This window comes from Burkholderia oklahomensis C6786, assembly GCF_000959365.1.
GTDB classification, from domain to species: Bacteria; Pseudomonadota; Gammaproteobacteria; order Burkholderiales; family Burkholderiaceae; genus Burkholderia; species Burkholderia oklahomensis.
In genome coordinates, this window is sequence record NZ_CP009555.1 from 3,141,268 (window position 1) to 3,158,679 (window position 17,412).

A 17,412-nucleotide genomic window follows, 5' to 3' on the forward strand; every position below is an offset into this window, starting at 1 on the left:
AGAATGAACGCCTAGTCCCCAATGCCCGCGATGAACGCCGATCTCCACTGCCATTCGAACGTCTCCGACGGTCAGCTTTCTCCCGCCGATGTCGCGCGCCGCGCGCACGCGGGCGGCGTCACGCTGTGGGCGCTGACCGATCACGACGAGGTCGGCGGTCAGCGCGCCGCGCGCGAAACCGCCGAGGCGCTCGGCATGCGCTATCTGCACGGCGTCGAGATTTCGGTGACGTGGGCGTCGCGCACCGTGCACATCGTCGGCCTGAACATCGATCCGGAGAACCGGGTGCTCGTCGACGGCCTCTACCGGACGCGCAACGGCCGCGCGGCGCGCGCGGTCGCGATCGGCGACGCGCTTGCTGCGGTCGGCATCGAAGGGGCTTACGAAGGCGCGCTCGAGCATGTCTCGAATCCCGACCTGATCTCGCGCACGCACTTCGCGCGCTTTCTCGTCGACAAGGGTTATGCGGCGTCGACGGCCGACGTGTTCGACCGCTACCTCGGCGACGGCAAGCCGGGCTACGTCGCGCACCGCTGGGCCAAGCTGTCCGACGCGGTCGCGTGGATCCGGCAGTCGGGCGGCGAGGCGGTCGTCGCGCATCCGGGCCGCTATGCGTACACGCCCGTCGAATTCGACGCGTTCTTCGGCGAGTTCATCGATCTGGGCGGCGTCGCGATCGAGGTCGTGACGGGCAGCCACACGCCCGATCAGTACCGCGAGTACGCGGACGTCGCGCGTCGCTTCGGCTTCGAGGCGTCGCGCGGCTCCGATTTCCACGCGCCGGGCGAAGGGCGCACCGAACTCGGCAGCCTGCCGCCGCTGCCGTCCGATCTCAAACCCGTCTGGGAACGCTGGCTGTAGCGGCGTTTGCCGGCAGCGCGTCCGGCCGCAGGCCGGCGTGCGCGCCGATCCATACCCTCTGTCCCCATGTCCCAATTCTTCAGGATTCACCCGGATAATCCGCAGCCGCGCCTCGTCAAGCAGGCGGCCGAAATCGTGCGGGGCGGCGGCGTGATCGCGCTGCCGACCGATTCGAGCTACGCGCTCGCGTGCCATCTCGACGACAAGGACGCGGTCGAGCGCGTGCGCCGCATCCGCGGGCTCGACGAGAAGCAGCACCTGTCGCTGCTCGTGCGCGATCTGTCCGAGCTCGCGACGTTCGCGATGGTCGACAACCGGCAATATCGGCTCATCAAGTCGGTGACGCCGGGGCCGTACGTGTTCATCCTGCAGGCGACGAAGGAGGTGCCGCGGCGCTTGTCGCACCCGTCGCGCAAGACGATCGGGCTGCGCGTGCCCGCGCACGCGATCACGCTCGCGCTGCTCGAGGCGCTCGGCCAGCCGCTCCTCGGCACGACGCTGATCCTGTCGCCCGACGACGAGCCGCTCAACGACCCGGAGGAAATCCGCACGCGTCTCGAAAAGCAGGCCGACCTCGTGATCGACGGCGGCGCGTGCCCGCGCGAGCCGTCGACCGTGATCGACCTGACGGGCGACGAGCCGCAGCTCGTGCGGGCGGGGCGCGGCCCGCTCGAGCCGTTCGGTCTCGCCGCGTGAGCGGCGCCGCGCCGTCCCGGCGCTTCGGAGCGGCCGCCGTTTCGGTCCGCATGCACGCGCGCCGTTCGCGCGTTTCCCGCTTGTTACAATAGCGCGATATGAATGCTTCTTCCCTGATACAGACGATTGCCGTCTATGCGCTTCCCGTGGTCTTCGCGATCACGCTGCACGAGGCTGCCCACGGCTACGTCGCTCGCCTGCTCGGCGACAACACCGCGTACATGATGGGCCGCGTGTCGTTCAACCCGATGCGCCACATCGATCCGTTCGGCACGATCGTGATTCCGCTCGTGCTGTACTTCCTGACGAGCGGCGCGTTCCTGTTCGGCTATGCGAAGCCCGTGCCCGTCACGTTCCGCAATCTGCGCGATCCGCGCTGGGGCAGCCTGTGGGTCGCGCTCGCGGGGCCGGGCTGCAACTTCGTGCAGGCGCTCCTGTGGGGCTTCGTGAGCATCGGCCTCGCCGCGCTCGCGGTCGACGAGCCGTTTTTCACGCGGATGGCGGGCGCGGGCGTCGGCGTGAATCTCGTGCTCGCGGTGCTGAACCTCTTTCCGCTGCCGCCGCTCGACGGCGGGCGCGTTCTCGCGGCGCTGCTGCCGCCGAAGCAATCGATCGCGCTGTCGCGGCTCGAGCCGTACGGCTTCTTCATCGTGCTCGCGCTCGTCGCGACGGGGCTCTTGACGAAATTCTGGCTGCGGCCGCTGGTGGGCGCCGGCTACGCCGTCGTGACGGCCATCCTGACTCCTTTCGCCTCGCTTTTCTAACGACAATCATGTTCCCAGACCGTATCTTTTCCGGCATGCGACCCACGGGGTCGCTCCACCTCGGCCACTATCACGGCGTGCTGAAGAACTGGGTCAAGCTGCAGTCCGAGTACCCGTGCTTCTTCTGCGTCGTCGACTGGCACGCGCTGACGACGCACTACGAAACGCCCGAGGTGATCGAGAAGAACGTGTGGGACGTGCTGATCGACTGGCTCGCGTCGGGCATCGACCCGGCGCAGGCGACGCTCTTCATCCAGAGCAAGGTGCCCGAGCACGCGGAGCTCGCGCTGCTGCTCGGCATGAGCACGCCGCTCGGCTGGCTCGAGCGCGTGCCGACCTACAAGGAGCAGATGGAGAAGCTGAAGGACAAGGATCTGTCGACGTACGGCTTCCTCGGCTACCCGGTGCTGATGGCGGCCGACATCCTGCTGTACCGCGGCTCGCTCGTGCCGGTCGGCGAGGATCAGGTGCCGCACGTCGAGATGACGCGCGAGATCGCGCGCCGCTTCAACTACCTGTACGGCCGCGAGCCGGGCTTCGAGGAGAAGGCGCTCGAAGCGGCGAAGAAGCTGGGCGGCAAGCGCGCGAAGCTCTATCACGAGCTGCGCAACGCGTATCAGCAGGAAGGCGACGACGAGGCGCTCGAACAGGCGCGCGCGATGCTGCAGGAGTCGCAGAGCCTGTCGATGAGCGACCGCGAGAGGCTGTTCGGCTATCTCGAAGGCGCGCGCAAGATCATCCTCGTCGAGCCGCAGGCGCTCCTGACCGCGGCGTCGCGGATGCCCGGCCTCGACGGCCAGAAGATGTCGAAGTCGTACGGCAACACGATCGGCTTGCGCGAGGACGCGGAGACGATCACGAAGAAGGTCCGCACGATGCCGACCGATCCCGCGCGCGTGCGCCGCACCGATCCGGGCGATCCGGACAAGTGCCCGGTCTGGCAGCTCCACCAGGTCTATACCGACGAGGCGACGCATCAGTGGGTGCAGCAGGGCTGCCGCTCGGCGGGCATCGGCTGTCTCGACTGCAAGCAGCCGGTCGTCGAAGGGATTCTGCGTGAACAGCAGCCGATGCTCGAGCGCGCGCAGAAGTATATGGACGATCCGTCACTGCTGCGCGCGATCGTCGCCGACGGCTGCGACAAGGCGCGCAAGTACGCGACCGAGACGATGCGCGACGTGCGCGAGGCGATGGGACTGTCGTACAGTTGAAAGTGCTGACGATTGCGGTCGACGGCGCGCCGCACGCGGGCTCGCACGGCGCGACGGCCGAGCCGTCGGCGTGGGTGCGCGAGTGGTCGCGTCTGGTGCCGGCGGGCGGCGCGGTGCTCGACGTCGCCGCGGGCCACGGCCGGCACGCGCGCTGGTTCGCCGAGCGCGGCCATCCGGTGTGCGCGCTCGAGCGCGACCCGGCCGCGCTCGCGTCGCTCGGCGCGCTGCCGGGCGTCGCTGCGCAGGCGGCCGATCTCGAGGGCGCGCGTTGGCCGCTCGCCGACGACGCGCGCTTCGCCGCGGTCGTCGTGACGCATTATCTGCATCGTCCGCTGCTGCCGCGTCTCGTCGCCGCAGTCGCGCCGGGCGGGGTGCTGCTGTACGAGACGTTCGCGCAAGGCAACCAAACGGTCGGCAAGCCGTCCAACCCTGCGTTCCTGCTCGCGCCGGGCGAGTTGCTCGACGCGGTGCGCGGGCAGTTGCGCGTCGTCGCGTTCGAGGACGGATTCCTGGCCGCGCCGCGCGACGCATTCGTCCAACGAATCTGCGCAGTGCGCGAGCGCGCAGCGCCGGAGGCAGGGGCGGGATTTCCGCGTTACGGACTGGCAGACTAATCCGCTACAATCGACTTTTACCGATTTTTCATCGCGTTTGTTTCATGGCTAACGGCACTCAAGACGGCATTCAAATCCGCGGCAGCGTCCCCGCGATCGTCACCCCGATGCTCGAGGACGGCGGCCTCGATCTGGCGGCCTTCCGCAAGCTGATTGACTGGCACATCGAAGAGGGGACGGATGCCCTCGTCGTGGTCGGCACGAGCGGCGAATCGGCGACGCTTTCGGTCGACGAGCACGTCCTCATGATCGAAACCGCGGTCAAGCACGCGGCGAAGCGGATTCCGATCGTCGCCGGCGCGGGCGGCAACTCGACGGCCGAGGCGATCGAGCTGTCGAAGCACGCGAAGGCGGTGGGCGCCGACGCGACGCTGCAAGTGGTGCCGTATTACAACAAGCCGACGCAGGAAGGGATGTACCGCCACTTCAAGGCGATCGCCGAAGCGGTCGACCTGCCGGTGATCCTGTACAACGTGCCCGGCCGCACCGTCGCCGACATGTCGAACGAAACGATCCTGCGCCTCGCGCAGGTGCCGGGCATCATCGGCGTGAAGGACGCGACGGGCAATATCGATCGCGCCGCGCAGCTGATCAAGGCGGCGCCCGCGCAGTTCTCGATCTACAGCGGCGACGATCCGACCGCGATCGCGCTGATGCTCCTGGGCGGCCACGGCAACATCTCGGTGACGGCGAACGTCGCGCCGCGCGCGATGAGCGAACTGTGCCGCGCGGCGCTCGCCGCCGACGCGAAGACGGCGCGCGAGATTCACATGAAGCTCCTGGCGCTGCACAAGAATCTGTTCATCGAGGCGAACCCGATTCCCGTGAAGTGGGCGCTGCAACAGATGGGCAAGATCGCGGGCGGCATCCGCCTGCCGCTCACGCCCCTCGACGAGCGCTGCCACGAAGCCGTGCGCAGCGCGCTTCGCGAGGCCGGCCTCCTGTGAGGCCGGACGCGGCCGCCCGTGCGGCCGCGCCGCATCCCGATCGATCCGACACCGACCCGGCCGCTCCCGGCGTCGTGCGTGACACGCGTTCTAGCAAGACGAAGGACTTCATGAAACATTCCGCCTTTTCCTCTCGCGCGATCCAGATTTCGGTGCTGGCGCTCGCGCTGGGCGCACTCGCCGGCTGCGACACGCTGAACGACTATCTCGCGCCCGACCGGGTCAACTACAAGTCGACCGGCTCGGCGCCGCCGCTGCAGGTGCCGCAGGATCTGACGGCCGTGCCGCTCAGCCCGTCGTACGTCGCGCCGCCGACGAATTCGGGCCTGGGCTCCGCGCCGACGCGCGCGGTGACGGCCGCGGGCAACACGACGGAAGGGCAGCCGAGCGCGCAGGATCCGTTCGGGATGCACGTCGAGCGCGACGGCGACCGCCGCTGGCTCGTCGTCGACGGCCGCACGCCCGAGCAGCTCTGGCCGCAGCTGAAGGAGTTCTGGCAGGACAACGGCTTCGTGCTGAAGACGGACGCGCCCTCGACCGGCATCATGGCGACCGACTGGGCGGAAAACCGCGCGAACATCCCCGACGACTGGTTTCGCCGCACGATCGGCCGCGTGATCGATTTCGCCTATTCGTCGGGCACCCGCGATCGCTTCCGCACGCTCGTCACGCGCACCTCGGGCGGCAATACCGACATCTCGATCACGCATAGCGCGATGGAAGAGAAGCTGACGGGCGCGCAGGGCGGCACGTCGTCGCGCTGGGAGGAGCGTCCGCGCAACCCGGTGCTCGAAGCGGTGTTTCTCGCGAAGCTGATGGAGAAATTCGGTCTGACCGATGCGCAGGCGAAGCAGTTGCTCGCCGATGCGCGCCCGGCGACGGCGCCCGCGACCGTCGTCGGCACCGATGCCGGCGCGTCGACGCTCGATCTGGCTGAATCGTTCGACCGCGCGTGGCTGCGTGTCGGCCTTGCGCTCGACCGGACGAACTTCACGGTCGACAACCGCGATCGCGCGAAGGGCCTCTACTACGTGCGCTATGCGAATTCGATGGAAGAGCTGAAGCGCGACGGCCTGTTCGGCAAGCTGTTCTACGGCGGTCCGACGGCCGCGAAGCAGGGCAAGGAGTTCCTCGTCAACGTGCGTCCGCAGGGCGACGCGAAGACGCAAGTGGCCGTCGTCGACGCGAACGGCCAGATCGACAGCTCGTCCGACGCGCAGCGGCTCATCTCGCTGCTGCACGCGCAGTTGAACTAAGCGCGTGCGATTCGCGAGCCTCGGAAGCGGCAGCGAAGGAAATGCGCTCGTTGTCGAAGCGTCGAATGGCGCGACGACGACGCGCGTCCTGCTCGACTGCGGCTTCTCGGCGAAAGAGCTCGAACGCCGGCTCGCGCGCCTCGATTTGCGCGTCGACGAGCTCGACGCGATCCTCGTTACCCACGAACACGGCGACCACGTCGGCTGCGCGCTGACGCTCGCCCGCCGCGCATCGCTGCCGCTGTACATGAGCTGGGGCACCGCGCGCGCGGTCGGCGCGGACGACGCCGACGTCGACCTCCACGTCCTCTGGAGCGGCGACGAGGCGGCGCTCGGCGATCTGTGCGTGCTGCCCTATACGGTCCCGCACGACGCGCGCGAGCCGCTCCAGTTTGTCTTCAGCGACGGCGCGGCGCGCCTCGGCGTGCTGACTGACGTCGGCATGTCGACGCCGCACATCGGCGCCGTCCTGGGCGGCTGTGACGGTCTCGTGCTCGAAGCGAACCACGATGTCGCGATGCTCGCGGCGAGCCGCTACCCGGCGTCGCTGAAGGCGCGTATCGGCGGCCCCCGCGGCCATCTGAGCAACGATGCGGCGGCGGCCATCCTAGCCGAGCTCGATCGCAGCCGGCTGCGCCATCTGGTGGCCGCGCATCTGAGTCAGCAGAACAATTCGCCGGCGCTCGCGCAAACGGCGCTGTCGGCGGCATTGGGGGGAGGCGCGGGCGACGTGCTCGTCGCGTCTCAGGACGACGGCTTCGGCTGGCTCAGCCTGCGCTGACCTGACGTCGGCGGGCGCACGCATCCGCTGCGGCGTTACGGGCCCGGGCAAAGGGCCGTGAGGCCGCAGGAAAGTCGTGCTGAAGACGTAAAAAAACCGGCCCGCGGGCCGGTTTTTTTTCAGCTGATGCTGACGCGACTTACTGGCTTGCGCCCGAAGCCGGAGCAGCCGTCGCTGCCGAAGCAGCCGACGCCACAGCAGCAGCTGCATCGCTCGCAGCGGCAGCAACGCCCGAAGCCGCTTCCGAAGCAGCAGCGGCAACGCCCGAGGCAGCCGAAGCAGCGGCGGCGGTAGCGTCGCTAGCAGCCGACGAAGCAGCTTGCTCGGAGCTCTTGTTGCACGCAGCCAGTGCAACGGCAGCCAACAGGGAAGCTACGAGGAGGGATTTCTTCATGATCACGTCCTTTTATGGTTAAAGGTAAGCAACAGCGCGAAACGATACCGGTAATGTGCTCCAACACCGACCTGGGCCGCTGGTGGAGATGCACTTCTAGAGCGTGAATCTTCCCTACGGCTTGGGCGGAAATTATATGCACTTTCCTATCGACCGTCGACAAATGCGGGGTCAATACGTTGTCTTTCCCATACAAAAACACGCATTTGCATGGGTGTACGGCCGGGCAACTTTACTCCATGTTGCCCACCCGTATCCAGCCCGCACAATACCATTCGTGCAGCAAGGCTGTCATGGAGGGGGCCTGGGAGAGTGTTACAAACCGTTTCGCCTCCATCTGGCGCGTATCGGCCAGTTCCGGCAGCCATTTTGCCGCAGTTGCGAGCGGATACGCGTCACCGTTGATGAAGTACGAGCGCGCGTTATACAACAACGCCGCTTTCCTGTCGAGTCGGATGCCGCGGCGCGCGGCCTGGGCCGCGAACGCGGCTTCGCCCAGCCGCCGGGCAGGGGGCTCGAAAACGACGTTCGATTTTGGCTCGCTCAAGTAGCAGCCGAGAAAATCGCCAATATCGCGCTCGTCCCATTTGATCCCGGCGAGCATCGCGGCGACGCGCTCGACCATTGCCGAGGGCAGCATCGCCGGGGCGTCGACCGCGGACTGCGCCGGATCGCGGTACGGCGCGTCGTCGCGCGCGCCCGTGCGCAAGCCGCCGCGCTCGGCCAGGTGGTAGAGGAACTGTGTGCGCAATTCGCCTGCGGACGGGGCTCTGAAGCCGATCGAGCACGTCATGCACTCGCCGATCGCGACGCCGTCGTGCGCGACGTGCGGCGGCAGATACAGCATGTCGCCGGGTTCGAGCACCCATTCGTCGGTCGGCTCGAAGTGCTCGAGGACCTTGAGCGGCAATCCTTCCTGCAGCGACAGATCCCGCTGCGCGCCGATCCGCCAGCGGCGCTTGCCGTGCACCTGAAGCAGGAACACGTCGTACGAGTCGAAATGCGGGCCGACGCCGCCGCCGTCCGTCGCGTACGAGATCATCAGGTCGTCGAGGCGTGCGTCCGGAATGAAGCGAAAACGCTCGAGCAGCGAGCGTGCGCGGTCGTCATGCAAATCGAGCCCCTGCACGAGGAGCGTCCATTCGCGGCGCTTCGCGGACGGCAGATTCTCTGGCTCGAACGGACCGTGCTCCAGTTGCCATCTGTTACGAAAATGGGTGATGAGCCGCGACTCGACGTCGTAGTCGCTCGCGAGCTCGAACAGCGCGTCGCGTGACAGCGGCGGTGCGATGTCGGGAATGGCCTGGCGAATGAGGAGCGGCTTTTTCTGCCAATATCGGCGCATGAATTGCGCAGGCGTGAGATTGCCGAGAAGCTGAGTCGGCACCTCGGACAGCGGCGCGCGGGTGCGTTCGCGCACACGGCCGGACGGTTCGGGTGGTGGCCGTTTGGGCATCGTATAATGACTGTTGTACTTGGGAGAATTGGATGAAAATTGCAAAAAACACTGTCGTATCGGTCGCTTACAAGCTGTCGGATGCGCAAGGCAATCTGATCGAGGAGAGCGATGAGCCGATGGTTTATCTGCACGGCGGCTATGATGGCACGTTCCCCAAGATCGAGGAACAACTCGACGGCCAGGAACCCGGCTATCAAGCGCAAATCCAGTTGGAGCCGCAGGATGCGTTCGGCGATTACGATCCTGAACTCGTGAAGATCGAGCCGCGCGACCGTTTTCCCGAGCCGCTCGAAGTCGGTATGCAGTTCGAAGGCACGCCGGAAGACGGTGACGAGGAAATCGACTCGCTGGTCTACACCGTGACCGATATCGCGGAGGACAAGGTCGTCCTCGACGGCAATCACCCGCTCGCCGGAATGGCGCTGCGCTTCTCGTTGACCGTCAAGGACGTGCGCGAAGCGACGGAAGACGAGATCGAACATGAGCACGCGCACGGCGCGGAGGGGCTCGAAATCGTCGACGAGGACGATGACGACGAAAACGACAACGACGGCAACGGTTCAGTGCGCACCCTGCATTGAGCCGGGCGGGGGGCGCCTGGCGGCTGGCCAGGTGTCGCGCCTGACGCACGGTGATCGTAATGGTCGTCGTGCGCGCCATGCCATTCATCATAGCCGGGCGGCTCCGCGCCGCTCGCACCTGAATCCGGTAACGTCGGCGGTGCCGGAATCTCCGGCATCTCGGGCAGCGGCGTGTCGTCATGCGGCACGACAGGCAGCGCAGGCGGTTGAGGCAGATGCTTCGGCACGGTCTGCACGCTCACGTTGAACATCGGCTGCTTCGCCGGGTCGACGCCGATCCGCACCCATTGATTCAGACGCGCGCGCGGTGCGATCGCGATGCGCGTCAGATTGCCGACAAGATCCCCTTTGTCGTCGCGTAGCGGACGGTCGATCCTGAAGCCGTTCGCGAGCGGCTCGCCGCTCGGATGCACGACGACGATCGAGCCGCGAAAGACCGCCGCGGCTTTCACCAATGCACGCTTGAATTCACGAAAGCCGTCGCGTACGCGAGGGCGGTTGAAGCGCAGCCATCCGAAGCGCTCCGAACGTTGATAGCGTTCGAACTGAGGATCGCCTTCGAGAAAGATCACGAGCGCGCGCGCGCCGCGGCGCTTCGCGTACTCGGCCGCATGATCGATCCAGAACGCGTTCGCGATGACGCGATCTTCGAACTCGCCGTTGCGGCCGCCCGCCGTCAGATAGCGATTGTTCGGGCCGGGCGCGTTCAGGCCGATGAACACCGTGTCGTCGCGGACCCAGCGGACATTTTCCCGATACGGATGAAAGCGCGCCACTTCGCTTTCGCGCGTGAGCGGCAACGGATTCGCGCCGGGCGATGCCGGCTCGGAGAAGACGTTCTGACGCAGGAAATCGAGCCGCTCGACGGGGTCGTACGCGCCGGCGTCGCGCGTGCCGCATGCGGCCCAGTCGAACTGGCCGGGCAGCAGCACGAGCGGGACGCGCGACGTCGTGAGCAGCACGTTGCGCTGCTCGTACAACTGATCGCGGCAGGCTTCCTTCGGTCCCTTCAGATTGCCTTCGTAGACGATGAACGACACCGAGCGGTCGCGCGCGATCGCATCGAGCAGGCGCCGAGCATGCGGCTCGTCGTCCGCGGACGCGATCACGCCGGACAGCACCGCGAACGTGTACGGCTCGCCGACAGCCCGCGACGCGGGCGCGGCCGCCGGTGCGCCGCCGGCAAGTGCGCAGGCGAGCGCGAACGCGGCGAGACGCGAGCGAAACGCCGCGCGCCGCGCGGTGTCGTCAGCGTTGCGCATCCGTCGCGCCTGAGCGAGCGAGCGCATGCAGCTCGTAGAGCAGGTCGAGTGCATCGCGCGGCTTCAAGTCATCCGGATCGAGCCCGAGCAGGCGTTCGAGCGCCGGGTGCGGCGTGGCCGCCGGCGGCTCGTCGTCGTATTCGGGTTCGTCGACGGACGGTTGCGCGGCGAAGAGGTCGAGTTGCGGCGTCGCTTGTGCGGCGGACTGCTGCTCGAGGTGCGCGAGATGCTTGCGAGCGGCGCGAATCACCGGTGCCGGAACGCCCGCGAGCTGAGCGACCTGCAGCCCGTAGCTCTGGTTCGCCGGACCTTCTTCGACCGCATGCAGGAACACGATGCCATGGCCGTGCTCGACCGCCGACAGGTGCACGTTTGCCGCTTGCGGGAATTCGGCCGGCAACTGCGTGAGCTCGAAGTAGTGCGTCGCGAACAACGTGTAGCAGCGGTTGTGCGACAGCAGGTGGCGCGCGATCGCCCACGCGAGCGCGAGGCCGTCGAACGTCGACGTGCCGCGGCCGATTTCGTCCATCAGCACGAGGCTTTGCGGCGTCGCGTCGTTCAGGATTGCCGCGGCTTCCGTCATTTCGACCATGAACGTCGAGCGGCCGCCCGCGAGATCGTCCGCCGCGCCGATTCGCGTGAAGATGCGGTCGATCGGACCGAAGCGGGCCGCTTTCGCCGGCACGTAGCTGCCGACGTACGCCATCAGCGCGATGAGTGCCGTCTGTCGCATGAACGTCGATTTACCGCCCATGTTCGGACCGGTGATGAGAAGCAGCTTGCGATCCGTGTTCAGCGCGCAATCGTTCGCGATGAACTGCTCGACCTGCGCTTCGACGACTGGGTGGCGGCCCTGATCGATCTCGATGCCGATCTCGTCGGTGAATTCCGGTGCGACCCAGTCTAGCGTGCGGGCCCGTTCGGCGAACGCCGAGAGCAAGTCGAGTTCCGCGAGGCCGCTTGCGACGCGCTGGCAGCCTTCGATGTGCGGCAACAGCGCTTGCAGCACGCCGTCATAAAGCGCACGTTCGCGGGCGAGCGCGCGCTCCTGCGCGGACAGCGCCTTGTCCTCGAACGTCTTCAGCTCGGGCGTGATGTAGCGCTCCGCGTTCTTGAGCGTCTGGCGACGGCGATAGTCGTCGGGCACCTTGTCGGTTTGGCCGCGCGTGACTTCGATATAAAAGCCGTGCACCTTGTTGTACTCGACGCGCAGGTTCGAGATGCCCGTGCGTGCGCGCTCGCGCGTTTCGAGGTCGATCAGGAACTGGCCGCAGTTCTCGGAGATGTCGCGCAGTTCGTCGAGCTCCGCGTCGTAGCCGCGAGCAATTACGCCGCCGTCGCGGACCATCGCAGCCGGCTCGGCCGCGATCGCGCGCGCAAGCAAATCGAGACAGCCGGCGGGCGGCTCGAGCGAGGCTTCGAGGCGGCCGAGCGCCGGTGCGTTCGGCGCGATTTCGGCGACGCGCTCGCGCAGTGCGGGAAGGGCGGCGAACGTGTCGCGCAGGCTCGACAGATCGCGCGGCCGCGCGGACAGGAGCGCGAGACGGCCGGTGATCCGCTCGACGTCGGCGATCTGCCGCAGCGCCGAGCGCAGGTTGTCGAGGCTCGCGTTCGCGGGCGCATCGAGCAGTGCGCCGATTGCCTGGTGGCGCGCTTGCGCCGCGACCGACGCGCGCGGCGGATGATGCAGCCAATGGCGCAGCAGGCGGCTGCCCATCGCGGTGCAGCAGGTGTCGAGCAGCGAATAGAGCGTCGGCGATTCGGTGCCGCGCAGCGTCTCGGTGAGTTCGAGATTGCGCCGCGTCGACGGATCGAGCCCGATGTATTCGGATTCGTTTTCCACTTTGAGACTGCGCACGTGGCGCAACTGCTGGCCTTGCGTGGCCGCTGCGTAGATCAGCAGTGCGCCTGCCGCGCCGCAAGCGCTCGTGAGCGCCTGCGCGCCGAAGCCGTCGAGGCTCGCGACGTCGAGCTGGTCGCACAGGCGCTGCGTGCCCGACGCGATGTCGAAGTGCCACGCGGGCACGCGCGTGATCGCGCCCATGCCGGCGGGCACCGATTCGATCGCGCCGTCCGCCGCGAGGAGCTCGGCGGGCCGGATGCGCTCGAGCGCCGCGCCGAGCTGGTCCGGCGCGATCTCGGCGAGCCGCAGTGCGCCGCTCGCGAGATTGAGCCAGGCGAGTCCGATGTTCGAAGCGACGCCGCGCTTGTTGTGCCCGAGGCAAAGCGCGAGCAGGAACACGTCGCTCTTGTCGGACAGCAGCGCGGCATCCGTCAGCGTGCCCGGCGTGACGACGCGCACGACCTTGCGCTCGACAGGGCCCTTCGACGTCGCCGGATCGCCGATCTGTTCGCAGATCGCCGCGGATTCGCCGAATTTCACGAGCTTCGCGAGGTATTGCTCAATCGCGTGATGCGGCACGCCCGCCATCTTGATCGGGGTGCCAGCGGACGCGCCGCGTTGCGTGAGCGTCAGGTCGAGCAGGCGCGCGGCTTTTTCCGCGTCTTCGAAGAAGAGCTCGTAGAAATCGCCCATCCGGTAGAACACGAGCGTGTCGGGATGGTCGGCCTTGATGCGAAGGTACTGCTGCATCATTGGCGTGTGCTGCGCGGCGGCCGTTGCCGCTGCGTCGGAGGAGGCGTCGATTTGGGTGGCCATCTTGCGGATATCTGTCTGCGTATGCGGAATTGGGTGAGAGTTTACCTTGTCGGGCCACCGCGCGAAGCTGGCTGGACGGCTAACGCGTTCGCGCAGCGCCGATTCGTACGCGCCGCACGTCGAAATGGCGGGCCGGCGCGGCATTCTGCGTCCGTCAGATATCGACTCGGGCGGAAGGCAAGATTCGCCATTGCACACGCGCGGCTTTGACGGTACGGCTGCGGTCGGTTCGCCAGGAGCGGCCATCGTTCGCGCCCGATTCGGGATGCTTCATCAATCGAGGCGGTCTCGGTGCTTCGCCGAGACACAACGAGCCGCGACTTCGATCGGCCGCCGCGCTTATGCACGTGCGAACGCTTTCCAAGCGCGCATTGCTCTCGTGAACGTGCATTGCATGCGTTCGGGGTGATTGCCCACCAATTCCCGGGCGTGAATTCAAATATGCGATTGATGCATCGCGCATTGAATTTGTAATCGAATTATTGATTATTTTCTTTCGCATGTGCGATGAATATTTGCATGGTCGTGTTTATATTGTCTGTTTCGTGATCGATTGGCGTCGAATGCTATCGATATATCTGCTGAATAAGATAATATTATTGGTCTTGCTGGTGTGGAGATAATAGTCTCCATCGAGCGCCGAAATCGGATGCGTCGCGAGATGCGTGGCCGATATCAAAAAATATGAGACGAAATGGTGAAATCGTCCGGTCAACGTATCGATCGAATGCAGGCCGTGCGGTGTTGGCCGATGAAAAATTGGAATGCGGCGTTGTCCGGAGTTTCTTCCGAAATGAAATTGTTCCAGGCGCCGATATTTGCCGCTCGGCATGGTTGATCATGTCGAGACGGCATGAATTCGGATGAGGTCGGGGAAGTAACGGGAAAATCGATTAATAGAACGACGCGACGTTGTCGCGCATATAGGCAGTCTCCCGTGAAAAAAGGGGATTCATGATGTCTCATCGAATCGTTTCGGTTTGTCGGGTCGCGCTCGATGCGAATGCGCAGGGTGGTTCGCTTTGCGATCGATCGCGCGACGATGACGGATTCGTAATTTCCTATTGCCGACGCAGGCTGCGCCGATCGTGAATGCGGCGCAGCCGTGAGTCGCGGCATTCGGAGTCCATCGCAATGCACGACGCGTCCATGGAGTCGGGGGGCAGTCCTGTCTCGTCCGCAAACTTCGAGCGCTACGCGTGCGAGCCGGACGCGCGCGATCCATGAAGGCCGGATCCGGCCGCGCATCGACCGGCGACGAATATTCGAGTGTCTAAGTGTTGGTGGAGTTGATTGAGTAGTGCAAGTGTGCATGTAGTCGGCATTTCAATCGCAATATCGTCTTTTTATTAAGGAGAATGAAATGAAAAAGACTCTCGCTGCTATCGTTTCAGCCTTGCTTCTGGCTTCGTCCTATGCGCACGCGGATACGTTGTGCACGTCGGGCACGATCAACAAGCTCTTCATCGACAACAACGGGGTCATGGAGGTCACCGTCGGCAACCTGTCCTACTTGAACGGAAACAAGGATGCGTATCCGCTCATCAATTCGGCGTTCGTGATGGGCAAGCAGGTCTATATCTACGCGAGCACTTGCCAGCCGGGCACATCGATGGGAGGCTTTGCCGTTCGGTAACGCCGGCCGATGAAGCAGATGGCTCGAGCGCGATTTCTGCAGTTCGCGTCGCGATGTCGCATGCCGGCCGGCGGGCGCATGCCAGCCGGTTTCTTTGTGGCGATGCCGCGCGCTCGCGAGCGTTTTCTGGCGATGCAGAGTAGATGGAGGGCGTCGTCGGCGGCGCAATCCGGCCCGATCGCGCACGCCTGAAAATGAAACGGCCCGCGGCTGCTCGAAGTGCCGCGGGCCGCCGGATCTCGTCGCCGCGGCGACTTGCGTCACGCGGCTGCGACCACGTCGCTCATTCTTCCGCCGGCCGCGTATGCGTGTAGCGGTTCAGGATCGGGATCATCTGCGCGTAGATCTTCGGGTTCGCGGCGACGATCTCGCGCTGATGCAGGAAGTCGGAATCGCCCGTGTAGTTGCCGACGAGGCCGCCCGCCTCGGTGATGAGCAGGCTGCCCGCCGCGACGTCCCACACGTTGATGCCTTGCTCGAAGAAGCCGTCGAGACGGCCCGCCGCGACGTTGGCGAGGTCGAGCGCGGCCGCGCCCGGGCGGCGCAGCCCGGTGCAAGCTTGCGTCATGTCGGCGAAGAGGCGCGCGTACGCGTCGAGGCCGTCCTTCTCGCGAAACGGAAAGCCCGTGCCGATCAGCGCGTCGGCGAGGCGGTCGCGCCGTCCCACGCGGATGCGGCGGTCGTTCAGGTACGCGCCGCGGCCGCGCGTCGCGGTGAAAAGGTCGTTGTGGTTGGGATCGTAGACCACCGCTTGCGAGACGACGCCCTTGTGCGCGAGCGCGATCGACACGCAGTAGTACGGGAAGCCGTGGATGAAGTTCGTCGTGCCGTCGAGCGGATCGATGATCCACTGGAATTCGGATTCGTTGCCCGACTCGCCGGATTCCTCGGCGAGGATCGCGTGGTCGGGGTAGGCGGTCTTCAGCGTTTCGATGATCGCGTCTTCCGCGGCCTTGTCGACTTCCGTCACGAAATCGTTCTGCTGCTTCTTGCGGATCTCGATCAGATCGAGATCGAGCGATGCGCGATTGATGATCTGTCCGGCGCGGCGAGCGGCCTTGACAGCGATGTTGAGCATGGGATGCATGGGCCTGAATCCTGAAGCCGGCGGCGCGGGGCCGCCACGAGTGGTGATCGAACCAGCGAAACGACGCCGGGCGCGCATGGGGCGGCAGGCGGGCGTTTCGCCGACGGAAGACGAATTGGCAAAGAGCGGGGGGCGGGCCGAACAGCGTGGGCGCCGCGTCAAGAGCGCAATTTTACCCGACTCGCGGCGCTTTTTTGCGAAACGGTAGCGTATGCCGTTCGATCGGCCGTTCGGACGAGTGGGTTTGTCCGCGAGTTGGCGATACCATACCGGCATCCCGATTAGTCGAATGAACGTCTTGGAATCTCAGCAGAAACCGTTCGCGCCGTCCGCCGGCGCGGCCCCATCCCGTCCGACGCGGTCCGCGCGCGGCGGGTTTACGTCGACGCGCTTCGTGCTCGTCGAGCCGAGTCACCCCGGCAACGTCGGCGCGGCGGCGCGCGCGCTGAAAACGATGGGTTTTTCACGCCTCGTACTCGTCGCGCCGCGCGTGCCGCACGTGCAGAGCGATCCGGAAGCGCTCGCGATGGCGAGCGGCGCCGACGACGTGCTCGCGTCCGCACACGTGGTACCCACACTCGCCGATGCGCTGAACGGCGTGCAGTGGTCGATCGCGCTCACCGCGCGTTCGCGCGAGTACGGGCCGCCGCGGCTCGCGCCGCGTGCGGCCGCCGCGAGTGCCCGCCGCCAGTTGCAAACGGGCGACATCGCGCTCGTATTCGGCAACGAGCGCACGGGCCTGTCGAACGAGCATGTCGATCGCTGCAGCGCGATCGCGCACATCCCGGCGAACCCCGCGTACAGCTCGCTCAATCTCGCGCAGGCGGTGCAGGTGCTCGCGTACGAGTTGCGCGTCGCGCTGCTCGAAGACGACGCGTCCGTCATGCCGCGGGACGCCGCGCTCGGCACGCTCGCGCAAAGCGACGAGATCGAGCGGATGTTCGTTCATCTGGAGAATGCGCTGATCGCGCTCGACTTCCTCGATCCCCGCAATCCGAAGAAGCTGATGCCGCGGCTGCGGCGGCTTTTCGCGCGAACGGGGCTTGAGCGCGAGGAGGTGAACATCTTGCGCGGGATCGCGAAGCACATCCTGTTGAATGCGGGCGGTGCGGAGGTGCGCGCGGGCGACGACGAGGGCGACGCAGGCGCCGGGCGAGACGAGTGACGGAACGCGCCGGCTCGCTTGCCGGCGCCCTATACCCGC

General features: G+C 66.2%; 15 protein-coding genes and 1 pseudogene. 11 read left to right on the forward strand and 5 right to left on the reverse strand.

Annotation, left to right across the window (positions count from 1 at the left end; genetic code table 11):
* The first annotated feature begins 30 nt into the window (after positions 1 to 30).
* The 8 genes from BG90_RS14150 to BG90_RS14185 all read left to right on the forward strand — a co-directional run bounded on the left by BG90_RS14150 (position 31) and on the right by BG90_RS14185 (position 7,130).
* Positions 31 to 861, forward strand: coding sequence for a 3',5'-nucleoside bisphosphate phosphatase (locus BG90_RS14150; protein ID WP_025989901.1), 831 nt, complete (start codon positions 31 to 33; stop codon positions 859 to 861).
* 66 nt (positions 862 to 927) lie between these two features.
* The gene (locus BG90_RS14155) at positions 928 to 1,557 is read left to right on the forward strand and encodes an L-threonylcarbamoyladenylate synthase (RefSeq protein WP_010116161.1); all 630 of its coding nucleotides are present in this window, start codon (positions 928 to 930) and stop codon (positions 1,555 to 1,557) included.
* A gap of 98 nt (positions 1,558 to 1,655) precedes the next feature.
* The gene (locus tag BG90_RS14160) at positions 1,656 to 2,321 is read left to right on the forward strand and encodes a site-2 protease family protein (RefSeq protein ID WP_010104926.1); all 666 of its coding nucleotides are present in this window, start codon (positions 1,656 to 1,658) and stop codon (positions 2,319 to 2,321) included.
* Positions 2,322 to 2,329: 8 nt separating this feature from the next.
* Positions 2,330 to 3,532, forward strand: coding sequence for a tryptophan--tRNA ligase (locus BG90_RS14165; protein WP_010104925.1), 1,203 nt, complete (start codon positions 2,330 to 2,332; stop codon positions 3,530 to 3,532).
* Positions 3,533 to 3,534: 2 nt separating this feature from the next.
* Positions 3,535 to 4,146, forward strand: a complete 612-nt coding sequence (locus tag BG90_RS14170) for a class I SAM-dependent methyltransferase (protein ID WP_374189763.1) — start codon at positions 3,535 to 3,537, stop codon at positions 4,144 to 4,146.
* A 44-nt stretch (positions 4,147 to 4,190) separates the two neighbouring features.
* Positions 4,191 to 5,093 (forward strand): 4-hydroxy-tetrahydrodipicolinate synthase, encoded by a 903-nt coding sequence (gene dapA / locus BG90_RS14175; RefSeq protein WP_010116155.1) that lies wholly within the window; start codon positions 4,191 to 4,193, stop codon positions 5,091 to 5,093.
* Between the two features lie 110 nt (positions 5,094 to 5,203).
* Positions 5,204 to 6,349, forward strand: a complete 1,146-nt coding sequence (gene bamC / locus BG90_RS14180; RefSeq protein ID WP_010116154.1) for an outer membrane protein assembly factor BamC — start codon at positions 5,204 to 5,206, stop codon at positions 6,347 to 6,349.
* Between the two features lie 4 nt (positions 6,350 to 6,353).
* Positions 6,354 to 7,130: an MBL fold metallo-hydrolase gene (locus BG90_RS14185; protein WP_010104918.1), complete on the forward strand. Its 777-nt coding sequence runs from the start codon at positions 6,354 to 6,356 to the stop codon at positions 7,128 to 7,130.
* Between the two features lie 299 nt (positions 7,131 to 7,429).
* Here BG90_RS14185 and BG90_RS37860 read toward each other — a convergent pair whose 3' ends face one another.
* Both BG90_RS37860 and BG90_RS14190 read right to left on the reverse strand, forming a co-directional pair.
* A complete protein-coding gene (locus BG90_RS37860; RefSeq protein WP_009904701.1) occupies positions 7,430 to 7,699 on the reverse strand; it encodes a hypothetical protein in 270 nt (89 codons plus the stop codon).
* Between the two features lie 57 nt (positions 7,700 to 7,756).
* Complete coding sequence (locus tag BG90_RS14190) at positions 7,757 to 8,944, reverse strand: cupin domain-containing protein (protein WP_010104913.1); 1,188 nt, start codon at positions 8,942 to 8,944, stop codon at positions 7,757 to 7,759.
* Positions 8,945 to 9,012: 68 nt separating this feature from the next.
* Between BG90_RS14190 and BG90_RS14195 the strand changes: the two genes are divergently transcribed.
* Positions 9,013 to 9,564, forward strand: coding sequence for an FKBP-type peptidyl-prolyl cis-trans isomerase (locus BG90_RS14195; protein ID WP_010104911.1), 552 nt, complete (start codon positions 9,013 to 9,015; stop codon positions 9,562 to 9,564).
* On the opposite strand, the pseudogene BG90_RS14200 reads toward BG90_RS14195, so the two are convergent.
* Positions 9,544 to 10,826 (reverse strand): annotated as a pseudogene (locus BG90_RS14200) (hypothetical protein). The gene BG90_RS14195 and the pseudogene BG90_RS14200 sit on opposite strands and share 21 nt — an antisense overlap.
* The gene (gene mutS, locus BG90_RS14205) at positions 10,813 to 13,485 is read right to left on the reverse strand and encodes a DNA mismatch repair protein MutS (RefSeq protein ID WP_038801983.1); all 2,673 of its coding nucleotides are present in this window, start codon (positions 13,483 to 13,485) and stop codon (positions 10,813 to 10,815) included. The pseudogene BG90_RS14200 and the gene mutS overlap by 14 nt, the downstream one beginning before the upstream one ends.
* Positions 13,486 to 14,848: 1,363 nt before the next feature.
* On the opposite strand from mutS, the gene BG90_RS14210 reads away from it, so the two are divergent.
* On the forward strand, positions 14,849 to 15,121 hold the full coding sequence (locus tag BG90_RS14210) for a hypothetical protein (protein WP_010104897.1): 273 nt from the start codon (positions 14,849 to 14,851) through the stop codon (positions 15,119 to 15,121).
* Positions 15,122 to 15,404: 283 nt separating this feature from the next.
* Here the strand turns inward: BG90_RS14210 and BG90_RS14220 are convergent, their stop codons facing one another.
* Positions 15,405 to 16,208 carry an inositol monophosphatase family protein gene (locus tag BG90_RS14220; RefSeq protein ID WP_010104895.1) on the reverse strand — a complete coding sequence of 268 codons (804 nt, stop codon included), beginning with the start codon at positions 16,206 to 16,208 and terminating at the stop codon, positions 15,405 to 15,407.
* 298 nt (positions 16,209 to 16,506) lie between these two features.
* Here BG90_RS14220 and BG90_RS14225 point away from each other — a divergent pair, with 298 nt between their 5' ends.
* A complete protein-coding gene (locus BG90_RS14225) occupies positions 16,507 to 17,373 on the forward strand; it encodes an RNA methyltransferase (RefSeq protein ID WP_038800939.1) in 867 nt (288 codons plus the stop codon).
* Positions 17,374 to 17,412 lie beyond the last annotated feature (39 nt).

Coding starts and splice junctions, on each gene's coding strand:
- mutS (WP_038801983.1), bottom strand. CDS start 13,485: ATGGCCACCCAAATCGACGCCTCCTCCGACGCAGCGGCAACGGCCGCC.
- bamC (WP_010116154.1), top strand. CDS start 5,204: ATGAAACATTCCGCCTTTTCCTCTCGCGCGATCCAGATTTCGGTGCTG.
- dapA (WP_010116155.1), top strand. CDS start 4,191: ATGGCTAACGGCACTCAAGACGGCATTCAAATCCGCGGCAGCGTCCCC.
- BG90_RS14195 (WP_010104911.1), top strand. CDS start 9,013: ATGAAAATTGCAAAAAACACTGTCGTATCGGTCGCTTACAAGCTGTCG.
- BG90_RS14220 (WP_010104895.1), bottom strand. CDS start 16,208: ATGCATCCCATGCTCAACATCGCTGTCAAGGCCGCTCGCCGCGCCGGA.
- BG90_RS14160 (WP_010104926.1), top strand. CDS start 1,656: ATGAATGCTTCTTCCCTGATACAGACGATTGCCGTCTATGCGCTTCCC.
- BG90_RS14210 (WP_010104897.1), top strand. CDS start 14,849: ATGAAAAAGACTCTCGCTGCTATCGTTTCAGCCTTGCTTCTGGCTTCG.
- BG90_RS14150 (WP_025989901.1), top strand. CDS start 31: ATGAACGCCGATCTCCACTGCCATTCGAACGTCTCCGACGGTCAGCTT.
- BG90_RS14155 (WP_010116161.1), top strand. CDS start 928: ATGTCCCAATTCTTCAGGATTCACCCGGATAATCCGCAGCCGCGCCTC.
- BG90_RS14165 (WP_010104925.1), top strand. CDS start 2,330: ATGTTCCCAGACCGTATCTTTTCCGGCATGCGACCCACGGGGTCGCTC.